The sequence below is a fragment of the [Clostridium] citroniae WAL-17108 genome (assembly GCF_000233455.1).
Classification (GTDB): Bacteria; Bacillota; Clostridia; order Lachnospirales; family Lachnospiraceae; genus Enterocloster; species Enterocloster citroniae.
Map to the genome: position 1 here is coordinate 295,766 of NZ_JH376420.1, position 14,015 is coordinate 309,780.

10 protein-coding genes are annotated in these 14,015 nt (G+C 40.1%); all 10 read right to left on the bottom strand.

The window, feature by feature from the left end:
• Positions 1 to 233: 233 nt before the first annotated feature.
• The 10 genes from HMPREF9469_RS01305 to HMPREF9469_RS01350 all read right to left on the bottom strand — a co-directional run bounded on the left by HMPREF9469_RS01305 (position 234) and on the right by HMPREF9469_RS01350 (position 14,011).
• A complete protein-coding gene (locus tag HMPREF9469_RS01305; protein WP_040414848.1) occupies positions 234 to 1,418 on the bottom strand; it encodes a sensor histidine kinase in 1,185 nt (394 codons plus the stop codon).
• Positions 1,419 to 1,525: 107 nt separating this feature from the next.
• The gene (locus HMPREF9469_RS01310; protein WP_007858369.1) at positions 1,526 to 2,248 is read right to left on the bottom strand and encodes a LytR/AlgR family response regulator transcription factor; all 723 of its coding nucleotides are present in this window, start codon (positions 2,246 to 2,248) and stop codon (positions 1,526 to 1,528) included.
• Positions 2,249 to 2,252: 4 nt separating this feature from the next.
• The gene (locus HMPREF9469_RS30465) at positions 2,253 to 2,594 is read right to left on the bottom strand and encodes a helix-turn-helix domain-containing protein (protein ID WP_007858370.1); all 342 of its coding nucleotides are present in this window, start codon (positions 2,592 to 2,594) and stop codon (positions 2,253 to 2,255) included.
• 96 nt (positions 2,595 to 2,690) lie between these two features.
• Positions 2,691 to 3,080, bottom strand: a complete 390-nt coding sequence (locus tag HMPREF9469_RS01320; RefSeq protein WP_007858371.1) for a hypothetical protein — start codon at positions 3,078 to 3,080, stop codon at positions 2,691 to 2,693.
• A 10-nt stretch (positions 3,081 to 3,090) separates the two neighbouring features.
• Entirely contained in the window at positions 3,091 to 4,038 is a 948-nt protein-coding gene (locus HMPREF9469_RS01325; protein ID WP_007858379.1) for an alpha/beta fold hydrolase, read from the bottom strand.
• Positions 4,039 to 4,235: 197 nt separating this feature from the next.
• On the bottom strand, positions 4,236 to 4,715 hold the full coding sequence (locus tag HMPREF9469_RS01330) for a hypothetical protein (protein WP_007858381.1): 480 nt from the start codon (positions 4,713 to 4,715) through the stop codon (positions 4,236 to 4,238).
• Positions 4,715 to 12,028, bottom strand: coding sequence for an RHS repeat-associated core domain-containing protein (locus tag HMPREF9469_RS01335; protein WP_007858384.1), 7,314 nt, complete (start codon positions 12,026 to 12,028; stop codon positions 4,715 to 4,717). Before HMPREF9469_RS01335 ends, HMPREF9469_RS01330 begins: the two co-directional genes overlap by 1 nt.
• Positions 12,029 to 12,040: 12 nt before the next feature.
• Positions 12,041 to 12,520 (bottom strand): PAAR-like protein, encoded by a 480-nt coding sequence (locus tag HMPREF9469_RS01340; RefSeq protein ID WP_007858386.1) that lies wholly within the window; start codon positions 12,518 to 12,520, stop codon positions 12,041 to 12,043.
• Complete coding sequence (locus HMPREF9469_RS01345) at positions 12,513 to 13,046, bottom strand: hypothetical protein (RefSeq protein WP_007858387.1); 534 nt, start codon at positions 13,044 to 13,046, stop codon at positions 12,513 to 12,515. The genes HMPREF9469_RS01340 and HMPREF9469_RS01345 overlap by 8 nt, the downstream gene beginning before the upstream one ends.
• Complete coding sequence (locus HMPREF9469_RS01350; protein ID WP_007858388.1) at positions 13,043 to 14,011, bottom strand: pentapeptide repeat-containing protein; 969 nt, start codon at positions 14,009 to 14,011, stop codon at positions 13,043 to 13,045. Before HMPREF9469_RS01350 ends, HMPREF9469_RS01345 begins: the two co-directional genes overlap by 4 nt.
• Positions 14,012 to 14,015: the final 4 nt, after the last annotated feature.

Genomic DNA, 14,015 nt, shown 5'->3' on the forward strand with positions numbered 1-14,015 from the left:
ATAAGCCGTCACCCACCTTACTGTATCCGCGACCCAGTTAGATCCCACACACGGTCATATGTTGATAGGTTCGGCTATAGAATACAGCAAGTCATAGCGCAAGCATGTATTGTGTCATAAATACCGGCTTTTATGTAATTTTAAAACAACAGGTTTTCTTATGTAAAAAAAATAACAAAAAAAGCCGCAAATTGAATCTGAATTGATCCAATTTGCGGCCGCCTTATCTGACCTCAGCAATGTATTAATATTTCCACTATAAATATTTCATCATCCGGCTTTATGTCTAGCCTGCCATGATATTTCTCTGTTATCCTCTTCATAGAAAACAGACCAAATCCATGCCCGCTTTCCGCCTTACAGCTTAAGATTTTCTTGTCTGCTGATAATTTCACTTCTCCTGCATAGGTATTCTTAATCTGGATAAACAGGAGCCCCTTTGTATAACGAATGGCAATCCATATCTCTTTTCTACCATTCTCTACAAGTTTTGATGCTTCCAGTGCGTTATCAAAAGCATTTCCCAGCAAGACGCACAAATCTGCATCTTGTATGGATAGTTCTGGTAACGGCGCTATATCTGCATGAAATTTAATCTCCAACTCTACTGCGGTCTTCCATACGTGGTTAATCATAGAATCCACCACCTTATTACCCGTTCTTGATTCCAGTCTACCACGCTTTCCTGTCTCTCCAATTAGTTCAGTCAAAGTATCCTGTGCTACCTCTAAATCTCCATTTTCAAGTAGCTCACCCAAGAAAATCAGATGCTGTCTCATATCGTGGCGCAATTCCCGTATTTCCATAGCCGCAGCTTCTTCCATGGCTTTCTCCTGTCGGAAAAGCTCCATCTGCTTTATGTAAAAATGTGTGTTCCTCTTAATATGAAAGTCATTAACCAATTGCATGTAAACAGGATAGAAAGACAGATTTAGACAAATTAATGCAACTGCAGCCAACAGCATCCATACCCCAATCTCTGCCTGGTTCACATATAAAGCCTGCAGCAACTGGTAAAGCGTATGGTACAGTATCATACCAATGATAGGCAGTATCATAAACACCATTCCACCACCATATGGCTCTTTTCCGATTCCCGTCTTTTTTGCGAACTGTCTAATTCCCAAAATTAGCAGAAACAAAAGTATCTTAGAAATGACGGAAATCATCAAAAACTCTGTTTCCACGCTGCCGCTTAAGTACCGAACACTAAAATCCACTGTGCCTTCTAAAAGCATCCATATTGCAAGATAAACAACCGGAAACACGCACCGTTTCCAAAGAGGACCAATATATTCGATTAACCCCACTAAAACAATAGTTAAAAATGTAAAAGACAATGTGATGTTTTCCGGAAAATATCCTGTTTCAGTAAGGAACTGCCATATAAAAAAGGGCAGCCACCCAACCATGCTCATGATACCTGTCACTCTGTTTAGGAATGTATCTAAGTATAATTTCAATACTAAGGTGCTAAAGATGGACATTGCCATATATAGAATCATTAAGCTAAAATAACACATACCTATTTTGGCAGCAATGACATCAACTTTGCAAGTTGTTCATCCACTTCTTGCTTTCGATGACTGCTTACCGGAAGCACTTCCCCATTACTCAGTTTAACAGTATCATACGAAAATCGAACAATATGGCGGTAATTCACCAAATAGGACTTATGAATCCTTACAAACCTCCCGTTTTCCTGCCCCAGGTTCTTGCTGATATCATTTAATTTTCTGTATTCCATGTAACGCCCGCCTTCCTCTACAATATATGTTTTTCTCAAATCACTCGTAAAGTAAAGGATATTACGTATCAGTAGTTTATACTCTTCTTTTTTATATCGGAACCGATAGTACGCATCCTGCCCTATTACTGTCCGCATGACACGGCAAAAGGTCGTTTCAAATTCTTTCTGGTCCAAAGGCTTCACAATAAACCCACTGGGGGTTACCTCAAACACCTCTTTCATATAGCTGTCATATGACGTTACATAAATCAATTCCACGACTCGGTCCAGCTTGCGAATCTGACGGGCTGCTTCCACCCCGTCCATCTCCTTCATCTGGATATCCATGCAGATGATATCATAACGTTTCCCACTCATAACCTCTTTTACCAGACTGCAGCCATCCTGATATACATCAATTTCAAACTTTAGTCCATAGGTCTTTTCCATGCGGCATAACGTCTCTTCCAATCCGCCTGCAAAACTGTTATCATCATCGCAGATAGCAATGTCCAACATCATATCACTCCTTATTATCTTCCAGCATCTTTTCTATTAACGCCCATACGAGACCAGTATCACGTTCATCAAGCATCTCCAGCGCCCGAACCAGTTCATAGTGTTCTTCCAGAACCTCACTGATAACCTGCTGTTCTTCCCAACTTCTTTTTGCCTTTGTACGGTCAAGAAGATAGTCAATTGATACCTGATAAAAATCTGCCAGAAGGAGAAGATGTTCTAAAGTTATCGTACTTATATCCCGCTCAATGCGGCTGATAACCTGTTGGGACAGTCCCAGTTGTTTTCCTAATTTATGTTGTGTCAAATGTGCGGATTTCCGCAGTTTTTCTAAATTGTTATCCATATAGGCACCCTCTTCTTATATTTTAACATTAAAAAGAGTGTGCTATTACTCTAGTTGTATTTTTAAATAACTCTAAATAATTGTATTTCTATTGAATCAGATTGACTCCACCTGTGTTTCTATGCCATATTGTTTCAATTTTTCTAATATTTTTCCTATTTTTAATGGTCCCAGTCCTCTTATACGCTTAAAATCTTCATATGTCCACTTTGCTAAATCTTCAAGGCACATCACCCCCTTAAATCTCAAACTGGTCTGGATGTATTCACTTACCTCTAAACTGCAAAGCGGATGTCCATATGACTCCCGTGGTTGCTCCACCTTACAGTTTTCCAGGTCAGCCAAAACAGGAACAACCGAACTTCTTTTTACCTGTATCTTTTTACCATCGTCCAGGTACATATACAATTTGTCCGCTTCACAAACTGCATACCCACTAATAAGCTCATCTCCAATCAGCGTACGTCCCTGATGCCGTATTATCATGCTTCCTCTTTTACCTCCTTATTCTTCCTGCCCAATCCCCGACAGTCGCTGCTATCTCTTTTCCTTTGCCGTGATAAAGATAATGATCTCCATCCAAAACTTCGATATGATTGAAAACCTGTTCTGTAATAATGTCCCTATGCAGCCCCTCCCAGTCAGGAATTAGCTCTGTATTCCTCTTTGCCAGCAAAAACAGAACTGGAATACAATCAGGAAATTTCATTCCACTGGTTTTTTCCATATTATAGGATGTGTTTTTCACCTCATTCATCATCGTTTTATTCAACCATCTGCACGTCATACACCATTTCTGTATCTTTTTTTCGCAGTCCGTCAATTGGTTTTCCGTACCATTGCTCGTTTGTTTTCTCTGATTTAGCCAAAGAGATAGTCGAAGCATCCCTGTCTTTTGCTTAAACCGGGTAATATAGGGCAGCATGTCTTCTGCTTTCTGCATTACCTCCGGTATGTTCTGCTCCATACCCGGAACCGATGTGTCAATTCCTATAAATCCTTCCAACTCATCCCTATAGCAATTAGCATAATATAATGCATAAACTCCCGAAATAGAGTGCCCCATTAAGAAATACCGGCTGTAACCCAATTTTTTTATACATTCATGCAATTCTTTTACAATATTTTCAATAGTTCGTTCTTCTCCAGTCTCATCACTTAGTCCATATCCCAATGGTTCAACAGTAACTACCGTGAAGTGCTGAGCCAGCATATTGGCCAGGCTCCTGAATTCTAATATGGGGTTCACAATTCCCCTGCCGGGAAGCAGGACTATAACCTGTTTTCCATCCCCTTTAACCTCGACATTTATATGCTTTCCATCCACGGGTACAAGCTGTCCATATGTATTGTTTTTCAACTTATTTCGCTCAAAACAGCATAAAAGCGCTTGAATCAGTGTACCTACTAATATTATTCCTATTATTACTGTTAAAACCACCATACCATTTTCCTCTCGATTTTACATTAAATTAAGCGGCTCTTTAAAAAAAGCCGCTGTAGCAAAGACAACGGCTTCTTTTTAAATAAAACAAATACATGTCTAAAATATATTAGCTATGGGAAGATAATCTAATATAAGCCATTTTTCACTATTAGTAATTTATACTTTGGCAAATGTTAGCTTTTCAATTCCAATAACTAATTTATTACAGTAATTGGATTAATTGGTTTGATTTTTAATAAGTCTTCATACTGCCCGAATTTGGGAAATGTTCCATACTGTTCAGAGACATCACATGTAGTTTCTCTTTCTTCCATGGTATTACTAATATTGTCTTTTCTCTCCATTGATACAGTTCCATCAGTACTAAAATTAAATATATAAAATTCTTCCCCTTCTCCCTCATATCCAAAATAAGTTATCCCTTTTAAAAAAATATCATTTTTGCACACCTTATGAAATTCATATATCAAGTAGGGATTTATATTCTCATCCATATATCTGAGAATTATATAATCTTTCAAGATATCAATCACATAAGCTATTTTATCATCACTTGTAATTACAGCTGTATACACCTTTCCGGTATCATGCCGGCTTTTCGCCTCCTCCTCCGTTAAAATATCTACTGCTTTCTTTTTCTTAATCCACCATCTACTACAATAAAAGAGTTCCATTAATTATATTCCTTTCCAAGTACATCACGTATGGTAATTCCTTTACTCGTCGCCGAATTTAAAACATTTTGAGGTATTGGATTATTCTGAACTGGTACTTCTAGTATCATATCCCCTGTTAAAGTCGAACCTCTTAATACCTTAGGATTGAAAGGACTATCACTTATCACTGAACCAGGTGCATATTTGTACGCTAGTTCATTAACATAACCGATCCCAGTACTTTCCTGAATTTCCGAAAATTGGGTGTATTTTCTTGATACTATTTCTTTTCCCGGTATATAAGAATCAACAACAAAATTTTTCTTATCACCCTGTAATTCCACCTCATTGTAGGGATAATTTTTTCTGTTTTCTTTATTGAATTGATTTCCCTTGTCAAATAATTTCTTTAACCAATCCGGTAGACCACCTTTTTTTGTTTCTTGTACTGTAGCATTTTCCCGTACCGCATTTTCTTCTGCCTGAGCATTAAAATTGCAAACATAACCGCTTGGGTCATAATAGGTGACTGGATTATTCGCGCAGTAGGCATACAGGTTCAGTCCGTCTCCTCGATAAGGATCTTCCTGCGTGAATCGGCCCACTACCGGATTGTAGTATCTTGCTCTAAGATAATACTGCCCCACTTCCGGGTCGTACTGCTGGCCGCCATAGAGCAGACGGTTCAGCACATTCCCCTGGCTCCGCAGCAGGTTCCCAAATGCATCATATTCATAGGCATTTTCTGCAGTCCCATCGGCATCTGTAATCCAACCGGTACTTAGCTGCTCATCATGATGAATCCCATACTGCTTCCCGGCGTATTCCAATGCCGCCGCTCCATACCCTCTGATGAAACGGGACTTCAGTGTGTCCGACGCATTCAGTTCTCCTATAATCTCGCGGTTCATGAACAGGAAAGTACTCCGCTTTCCATGCTCAGTTATACCGGCACGCAGATTCTCCCCATCGTATAGATTTTCCTGAATACAACGACTCCCCGAATATACCTTTGACTGCTGGCTCCTCGGATTGTACTCATACCGCAGGGTTTCCTTCGGCCCTAATTCCTGCACAAGATTGCCCTGTGGATCGAATACATAACGCCAGCTTCCGGTTCCGTTCCTCCGCTCGGTAAGTTGGTTGTTACTGTTATAGACGTAGCTTTCCCTTTCACCTCCGCTTACTTTCTCCAGGCGGTTTCCGCACAAATCATAGCTATAACGGTCTTCCCGCCCTCCCTCTGTTTCGGAGAGCAAACGGCTCATGCTGTCATAGGTATATCGGATACTGCGCAGCTGGGATTTGATCTGACCCGAACCATCTGGCAGCGCCATGGTTCCTATTTTGGCAGTTCTGTTTCCATTTAGGTCATATTCGTATTCCAGGTCACACAGGATTCCACCGGCTGCTGTCCTGGTCTTAAGGTGAGTCAGGTTTCCTGCTATATCATATCCATAATCCGTCCGAATCCCACTCTGATGTAGAATTGTCTTTAGCTTCCCGCCAGCTGTATGCTGGTAGGACACGATTTCCTGTCCAGACTCATCTGCTATCGAAGACAGGTTCCCCTCCAGATCATAGTGATAAAGCAACGGCTTCCCTGTAACATCCGTCATGGTTTTTAGACTGCCGTCTGGATAATAGGTACAGGTGAGAATCGGCCGGCCGCCAGACAGCTTCCGCAGCAGTTTTCCATCCGGGCGGTACTCATACTGGTAACAAAATCCACCGCCAACTGATTTTTTCAGATGACCTATGGTGTCATATTCCCAGGTCCGCACTTCACGGTGTTTGCCATCACAATCATAGCTTATCTCACGGACAGGATTTCCATCTACATTATACTCGATTTCCACATGGTTGCCAAGCCTGTCTATGGAGAGCGTCATCCGTCCTTCTCTGTCATAGTGGAACCGCTCGTTATGTCCTTCCTGGTCGATAACTTCGCATACTTTTCCCTGGCTATTATAACGGTAGATGATCGTTCCGCCATTGGCATCTGTAGTTGATGTGATATTCCCGGCATAATCATAGGTATAGCATTCATTGCCACCATCTGCCGCCTTAATATTACGGATATTTCCCCAGGCATCTAACTCATACCCCGTTTCATAGCCATTTCCGTCCACTAGGCCAATGATTTGTCCACGGCTGTTATACCGGTATTCCTGCAAAGATTTTTTCCGGCACCGGCTTGTCTCACTTGTGATGTTTTCAACTTGTCCGTCGATTCCGTAACGAAAGCTCAGTTCTTCCCCATCTGCAAGTCTTTGCATTACCTGACGCCCCATAGAGTCATAGGAATTCTTCTCCACTGTATGACCGTATGCATTTTTCTTTTCTATAAGCCGACCCTGACTGTCATAGGTATATTGTAACAGGCTATTTCCGGCCTGTGCAGACGGTCTGTATTCCTTTATCAGACGATTGTTTTTATCGTATAGATACTCAAATACCGCCCCCTCTACATCTTTTGCACGGATTAAACGGTCCTTTAAATCATAGTCATATGCTATCTCATAGTTTTCTGTATCTGCCCCTTTCCGCCGGATTGATACAACATTTCCTGCTCTGTCATAAACAATAGATGTGCTTCGATGAATGCTATTCCTTTCATCTATTACCCGTTCGCAAATTAAGCGGTCCCGTACATCATATTCCCGCAGTATCTGATATCCTTCCGGTGTCTGGATCTCTGTTATATTTCCATTGGGATCACGCTTAAACCGGGTAATGGAGGTAGCTTTGCCGTTCTTTGAAGTATCTGCAAATCCGCTGTCAATCACCTCACGTTTTTCCACCAAACGGTCCCCACAGTTATAGACATAGGTGATTTTCTTTGATACCTCTTCATTTATCTTCTGTTCTTCGCTAATGCGGTTTCCGCGTACATCGTAGCTATAGCGAATACACGCTCCATAGCCATCTTTTACACAAATTAAGCGGTTTCTGGCATCATAAGTATAGACCAGACATAAATCCTGACCATCCTGCTCTAACTCAAGTGAATTTTCCGGTTCTCCCGAAACCAGACGCCAGCTTCCGCCATAACGGTATTCCTTTATACGATTTCCATCCTTGTCATAAACATAGCAGGTGCGACGATAGAACACTTCACCTTGTTTATCTGAGATTGCCTCAGCCTTTTGAATCATCTGGTTAAGTAAGTCATACCAGTAATACGCAGTGCTTCCATCCGCTGATTGCTCGGATATTACATTTCCCCGAAGATCATAATGATACACCAACTCGATGATTCCATCCGGGTTTGTTACCTGAGTCAGTCTGTTCTCAGCATCATATGTATAGCAGTATCCTCTCCCGTCATCTTTTTCAAGATCGTAGTCTTCCGGAAGAACATGCTTGATGCAATTGCCGGCAGCATCGCGGAAAAAGCGCTCTGTCCCGCCATCGGGATAATGAATTCGGATTAATTTTTTGTCACTGTTATAATCATAAACCTCACCAGCTCCATCATCCTTCTCTGAATCGTATGCATTTGGGTGAATCCGTTTTAAAACGGTTCCTTCCCAATCAACTACTGTTTTCTCATGGCTTCCATCTGAATAGATAATATCTTCCAAATGCCGCATAAAATTATAACGGTAACGGGTCGCGCCTTCTCCAGTCTGACGGTCTGCCTTAGGAGGGTATAGATATAACAATCTCCCCACGCTGTCATATAAGCGCATGGTTTCATTCCCGTCACCATCGCGAATAAGAGAGATGTCGTCCCGGGTATTGTAGCCATATTCTGTAGAACCGCAGGAATCTTCCTTCACCATCATCCGTTCCATCAAATCGTATTCACGGCGTACGGATTCTCCATCTTCATAAACGGTATAGGAAGGTTTCCCGTAGCCAGACTCGTAGCTATAAGATACACTTTTTCCTGAAGGTGATGTCTTCTTTATAAGTCTTCCCATGCTGTCATATGCGTAAGTGCAAACATCCCACTGCTGTTTCTCTTTATCCCGCAATTCCCGTTTTTCAATCATTTGATGGCACGCGTCATACAGATAAACGGTTTCAGTTCCACTGTTATCCCATACCTTTACCAAATCACCATCTGGATTGTATTCGTAATGCACTTCCAGACCACTAGGCTTCTTCTCGAAGATAATTCGTGTGTAACTGTCATAGTCCCAATACTGTTCATTCCCCAACCGGTCTTTTCTATAGATGCAGCAATTGTTTTCATTATATCGGATGCAGATATCTGTGTTATCTGGGTAGATAATACGTAAAGGCATTTTTTCTTTCGTATATTGATATATTGTGGTTCCTTCTTTTGTATATATTGCGGTTTCATCACCGCTATCCCCATACTCTAATCTACATGCATCTCCATCCCAAAGTACCTGGCTGCATACTCGTCCATTGTCGTCATATTGATTATTTAGATAAGTAAGCCCGGTTGGATCTGTTGCTTTTGTCAGCTTTCCAGCCTCTGAATACTCATATAAGAACCTTCCGCCAGCTGTATTAATTACCTCTGTAAGCATATCGCCATCGTAACGATACTTGACTGTTCTGCCGGTCTCGTCTGAAACTTTTATCAGCTTATTGCCTGAGAATTCAAAATGAAGCTGATGTCCTAAAGAAGTGGTTATGTGGTCCAGCTGTCCATTTTGATAAAATAGCATTGTTTGCTGATTATTTCTATCACAAAGTGCTGAGAACCGCCCTTTTTCATCATATTGCATTATCTGATGTGTATGATAATCGATTAAACTCCATACCATTTTTACAGGATCACATTTTAGCCCATATCTGCCCTTAATCTTACCTATTTCCTGATATCCATCCCCTTTCCATTCAAAAAAAACTAATGCACCGTTTGGTATTTTTACATGTAACCGTCCACTTTCTTCTTGATAAAGCCTTCCCTCGAATGGAACACTCCATCCCCTTCCAAGTATTCCTGAAGACAAGTTAGCCGAAGAATAGCTACGTTCCCACAACACGGGCTCTCGAATATCCGGAATTGCTAAATCTATCTCATTTACAAGGAAAGCACCTAAGGCAACATTAATCGGTTCACGTTTGTTTAGTACATCTGTTGTAACATCAGATAATGCCGACCCTGCTCCATATAGACCAACTGATTGCATAACCGATTCCCAAGTGAGTTCTTCCCCTAATAGGGCGCTACGCATAATACTGTCTGTTGAACCACCTACAACTCCACTTCCAATTGCCCGAAGAGCTATGGCGCCTCCAGATGATACTTTCAATCCAAAATATCTTGCAAGCGATACAGAACCATTCCCAGCCAAACCTCCTAACCCACCAGCTACAAATCCTATGCCAGCATTTATAGCCAATGTTTTGGGATCCACTTTCCCTGTTTGTGCAAATTGGTCTATAGCGCTCTTTCCTACGTTAACAGTCATCATAGACGCACCCTTAGCAAGCGCTTTCACTGTACAATTTGAAATTCCTTTAAAGGCCATATTTGAGATATTAACTGAGGCCGCTGACATGGTTACCACATCAAAAACCATGTTATTTACTGCCATAAAGGTTTTGTATTGTTCATCACTTAATCCGAGTGCAGACTGAAACATATTTTCCGTCCTAGATAAATCTCCTCTATTTGCTTTTTCCCAATCAGTCGCACCTTGTTTAATTTCAGATACATCCGCCATAACACGGTTTGTTGCTGTAACAGCAACTATTGCAGCTATTGGAGCCGCAGCAATTCCACCAGTAGCGACGACCACTCCTATTACAAGTGCCGTTCCTATCAAATCGAAAATACCATGACGAACCTGTGCTTTCGCTTGACTGCGTTTTGCTCCTAACGCAGTCAAATACGCTTCAGCATTTCCATTTACTTCATCCATAATGGCACTATCATTTGCTTTTACAGCGTCCTCAATAGCTGCCGCAGATGGTGTTGGTTCTGCTTTAATTTCCGCCACATGAGCAATAAAGGCAGCTACAATATGTGCCTCATCTGTCATATTTATATTGGTATCGCCTATGGAAAAATTACATTCAGTTTCTGCCTCGACAGCTATATTAACTGGTACATTTTCTTCTCCAACTGAAAATTTTGTAGGTGTAACAAACTGTATCGATTTTCCGATAAGTTTAAAAGCCCCGTCAATCCCAATAGACAGAGAGGAAGCACCTGTATCGAAACAATACTCGTCTTGTTTCATATTCATTTTCATTCCAGCTGGGGTTGTAAATGACTTATCAGATGGATTTCTACCTCCTCCCCCACCTGTACTAATTGCATGAACCGCTATTGCATCAGCTTCATCATGACTTGGAAAATAAATGTGAACCCGGCTGTTCTCTTCCGGCATACAGTAAATACTACTACTTTCAATTGCGTAGGTAAAATATTTTTGATCATCTCCTGATTCATAGTTTTGGTTAATATCCATTTGAACTCGAATCCGGTTACCACTACGTTCTTTAACAGTTGCCGGAATACTCATGCCATATATTTTTGGATTTTTCTTCTTATTACATAGAATTCCACTTTTACGTTTTAATTCATACTCCCGTACTAATTCTCCCTTTTCAGTATGTATGTTCAAGTCCGTTACGACAACTTCAATACCATTAAAAGATAAACTCTCTGCAATATGTAGTTGCTTACGACACTGAATCCTCCACTTTGACAGTTCCTGCGGTAATATTTCCGCTTCAGCATACTCCTCTGAATTTAACGAAATCCTATCGTATTCACTTTGACTTCGTGATATCTGGTATTCACCATAGTGTAACATTACTCCATAGTTCAGGTCTGGGATTCCAAAATAGGCCCTTCCATATGGAACTGAACTATCCACAACCATAAATGAATGAAAATGACTTGCCATGCGTATCAAAAATTCCCAGTCGGTTTCCTCGTATTGGAGTAACATATCCTGAATTACTGAGCCATTCGATATCTCATCTTTTATATCCTTTTGAGAATATTCTGCCAATACATCATTCATAACCTCACTATAAGGTTGGGCTAATCGACAGAAACTCTGACTTTTAGATGTTAAATCCCATTCCAATGTATGTGATGAAAACTCTGTCCACAGATAGCATAACCCCTTTTCTTTTTTTGAGAAGAACCGAACTGCCTTACCGCAAAAAATTGTTTTATCCTCACCTACTTCATTTTCTTCTGTAATAAGAATTTCAGATGTTCCATCCATTTGCATCAAAATATCTCTAATCTTATCTTCATCCATTAAAAATTTAATGCGGACGATACTATGATTATTTAAAGATTCTTTTAGTTCAAAATATTCAATGCCCTGAATTTCATCAAACGGGACATTAACTTCCATACTATGATATGGTACCCTCATCTTGTCGCCTCCTTACCCTTCAGGCTGTCCTGTCAATTCGATTGTGATAACTCCTCCCCATCGACACTTTAAAATTGCAATGCCTCTCACCGGTTTCTGTCCATCCGTAAATACATTATCTTTTACTTCATCCCAACCTGAGGAAACAATATCAGGAATACACTCTCCTGCACAACTCATTGTTTTTACAGAACCAATTTCACCATTACAAAAAATATCTTCAACCTCACTGTCAAAATCTTCACCTGTATTATTCATTACATTCTTAGATATCTCGTGTGCCTTTTGCTTGGTCAGTGGATTATCCGCACTTATACAGCCACAAAAATCAATGATATTTGTTTTTCCAACACAGTCTTTTGCTGTAATTTGTGCTTGTTTTTTCAAAAATACCCCATGACTCTGGCGAAGCACTACTTTACTCATCCTAAGCCCCATATTGCAGCATATATCTGCATTATGAACAACATAAGTATCTTTTTTATCAGCCATTCTTCTCCACCTCTATTTCTTGAAACCTAATTCCAATTGGATTACGTTTCAATAGACTTTCAATAATGTCCAGATTGACTATAGGATCTTTCATTCTGCTGTCTGCAAGCATAAACACTTTATGTTCTCCTATTTTATTAGGGGAAAGTATAATTTTCTTTTCTGTCTGATCCGGATAACGTTCGACAGATTCCGACAATGCCTCTATTTCATCCATCAGCACCTGATAGTATAAAATCTCTGTTCCTTTTTCTTTGTTAATCAAAGATACTTTTTTAAATACCAAATCATCTTCATACATATCCAGTATCTTTTTCACCATGCCTGAAACCATATAAACTGGACTCTGAATAAAATCACCTGCTAATTCACCTGTATTTTCTGCCTGATACAATACTGTAGTCTGATTTAATCGCTCCGCATCACTTTTATGAAAAATATGCCGCGCTCCACAAATATCAAAATCACGTAATCTAATAGAATCAGGAAGATTTCGGTCCTGCCTCATAATAAAAAAACGTTTCATGACTCAATCCCCCCCTTCAGCAGAAGTTCACTAAGCTGTCTGTCATCAAGACCCTCTTCAGGTATACTATCTTCTGTAAAAACTGCTTGTCTTAACTCTGCGTTTAACAGACTCGTATTCAACCAACGGCAATTCTCGAATAAGGTTGTGGTGAGAATTGCTGATTCAAAATCACAGTTTTCAATCAAACAATTACAAAATCTGGCCCCCGTTAAATCAGCTGTCTTGAAATTTATATTTTTTAATTGACAGTCTTCAAAGGTCATAAAACAAAGTAATTTTCCAGAACAATTCCCAGTTTCAAGAGATGCCTGATACCAGTAACTTTCACTCAATCTTGTCCCCTCAGTATCTAATTGCAATGCTGTCTGCCACTCTTTTTGTGTTTTAGGTATTCGCGCAACTCGTGCTGTCAAAATAGCCTCATTACGATATTCTCCCCAATAAATATCCCAAGTAAATTCTTTGGGAATTGCCATAAATTCCGTACTATCCTCTATATCTCGAAAAAAATAACGCAATGCATTACCCACTATTCGATTACATGTAAAAATTAAATCTGACATCATAAAATCGACATCATAGGTACTTACTTTTCCAATATACTTTTTGCGTTCATCCAGTAGCCAATCCCACGTTTGTACTAAATTTTCATAAAGAAAATCAACGGAAAATAAGGTTTCCAACGGCATAGGGTCAAGAAACCATCTGATATCTTGAACTTGTAATAGAATTGTAAATTTTCTGACAAGCAAATCACACCTAAGCAACGAAAAATGAAAAAAGACAACCTTTTCTTTTTCCTGCTCCTCAACTTGTTTACGAATGGATGCAAATGCATGATTAATCCGTTCCATTAAGGTTTGTACTTTATTTGGAAAATCATCAATAAAACGTTGTTGGCACTGTTCTAATAACTGACTATGTTCCTGCTGAAACACTCTTAATGCTTCTTCCCGTGTCATCTCA

Bases quoted from the DNA above. Each gene is read 5' to 3' on its own strand.
- HMPREF9469_RS01310 (WP_007858369.1), bottom strand. From the start codon at position 2,248: ATGTTGGACATTGCTATCTGCGATGATGATAACAGTTTTGCAGGCGGA.
- HMPREF9469_RS01350 (WP_007858388.1), bottom strand. From the start codon at position 14,011: ATGACACGGGAAGAAGCATTAAGAGTGTTTCAGCAGGAACATAGTCAG.
- HMPREF9469_RS01305 (WP_040414848.1), bottom strand. From the start codon at position 1,418: ATGAGCATGGTTGGGTGGCTGCCCTTTTTTATATGGCAGTTCCTTACT.
- HMPREF9469_RS01330 (WP_007858381.1), bottom strand. From the start codon at position 4,715: ATGGAACTCTTTTATTGTAGTAGATGGTGGATTAAGAAAAAGAAAGCA.
- HMPREF9469_RS01345 (WP_007858387.1), bottom strand. From the start codon at position 13,046: ATGAAACGTTTTTTTATTATGAGGCAGGACCGAAATCTTCCTGATTCT.
- HMPREF9469_RS01335 (WP_007858384.1), bottom strand. From the start codon at position 12,028: ATGAGGGTACCATATCATAGTATGGAAGTTAATGTCCCGTTTGATGAA.
- HMPREF9469_RS30465 (WP_007858370.1), bottom strand. From the start codon at position 2,594: ATGGATAACAATTTAGAAAAACTGCGGAAATCCGCACATTTGACACAA.
- HMPREF9469_RS01325 (WP_007858379.1), bottom strand. From the start codon at position 4,038: ATGGTGGTTTTAACAGTAATAATAGGAATAATATTAGTAGGTACACTG.
- HMPREF9469_RS01340 (WP_007858386.1), bottom strand. From the start codon at position 12,520: ATGGCTGATAAAAAAGATACTTATGTTGTTCATAATGCAGATATATGC.
- HMPREF9469_RS01320 (WP_007858371.1), bottom strand. From the start codon at position 3,080: ATGATAATACGGCATCAGGGACGTACGCTGATTGGAGATGAGCTTATT.